The sequence below is a fragment of the Endozoicomonas sp. SESOKO2 genome, from assembly GCF_024606245.1.
GTDB lineage: Bacteria > Pseudomonadota > Gammaproteobacteria > Pseudomonadales > Endozoicomonadaceae > Endozoicomonas_A.
In genome coordinates this window covers 1-1,282 of the sequence record NZ_JAHHPQ010000576.1, presented here as the reverse complement: position 1 = coordinate 1,282, position 1,282 = coordinate 1, and the positions used below count along the sequence as shown (strand labels likewise).

The following is a 1,282-nucleotide window of genomic DNA, read 5'->3' as shown; positions in this document are numbered from 1 at the left end:
GTGCCATCGTGGCGTTGTATGCCGCTGGCAGAGGATAATCCTGATAGTCCAGCAGGTTGTCCAGTGCACGAACCAGGAGGTTGCTCATCTCTTCCAGTTCGTCCAGGTTATCCAGCTTACCCAGGTTGAAAGCAGCCAGGGTGCATAGCGCGATTTCACCTTCCTCATCCAGTACGTGTGTGAGAGGCTTGGTGGGCAGGGCAATTTCCAGGCAAAGGTTGCTCTGGCGAACCGGAGCTACTGCCGGGTCAAACGGGCTGTGAGTGTTGCAGTGGTCAACATTCTGCAGGTAAATACGACCGGTGCTGGCGCGCTCAGACGCAAACAGGGAGAACAGCTCTACTGCCTTCAGAGTCTTCTTGCGGATGTTTGGATCCTGTTCATACCTGGCATAAAGCGCGTCAAACTTTTCCTGGTCTTCAAAGAAGGCATCGTACAATCCGGGAACATCAATCGGCGAGAACAGGGAGATGTTGCCACCGGTGATCAGACGCTGATACATCAGGCGGTTGAACTGAACGCCGTAATCCAGGTGACGAACACGGTTTTCTTCAACTCCCCGGTTGTTCTTCAGAACCAGCAGATTCTCAACTTCGTAGTGCCAGATGGGGTAGAACAGAGTCGCTGCACCACCACGAACACCTCCCTGGGAGCAGGACTTAACCGCTGTCTGGAAATGCTTGTAGAAAGGAATACAGCCTGTATGAAACGCTTCACCGTTCCGGATCGGGCTGCCAATGGCACGAATACCGCCGGCATTGATACCAATGCCTGCACGTTGGGAAACGTATTTAACAATGGCACTGGATGTCGCATTGATAGAATCCAGAGAGTCACCACACTCAATCAATACGCAGGAGCTGAACTGACGGGTAGGCGTGCGAACACCGGCCATGATCGGTGTTGGCAGAGAAATCTTGAACGTAGAGACAGCTTCATAGAAACGCTTAATATAATCCAGGCGGGTTTCTTTCGGGTAACTGGCAAACAGACAGGCACCGATCAGCATGAAAAGCATCTGAGGGCTTTCGTAGTATTCACCCGTGACCCGGTTCTGAACCAGATACTTCCCTTCCAACTGCTTAACAGCAGCGTAGCTGAAGTCCATGTCACGCTTGTGATCAATAAACCCATTCATGGTATTGAATTCAGCTTCACTGTAGTCATGAAGAAGATGAGCATCATACTTTTTCATTTCCGCCAGTTTGACGACGTGGTCGTGAAGCCCGGGTGGCTCGAACTGGCCGTATGCTTTCTTGCGCAGATGGAAGATAGCCAGGCG

General features: G+C 51.6%; 1 protein-coding gene. It reads right to left on the bottom strand.

From position 1 onward, the window contains the following. Positions 1-1,282 (bottom strand): class 1a ribonucleoside-diphosphate reductase subunit alpha (gene nrdA / locus KDK17_RS14090; protein ID WP_257288321.1); only part of this gene is annotated, 1,282 nt, incomplete at both ends.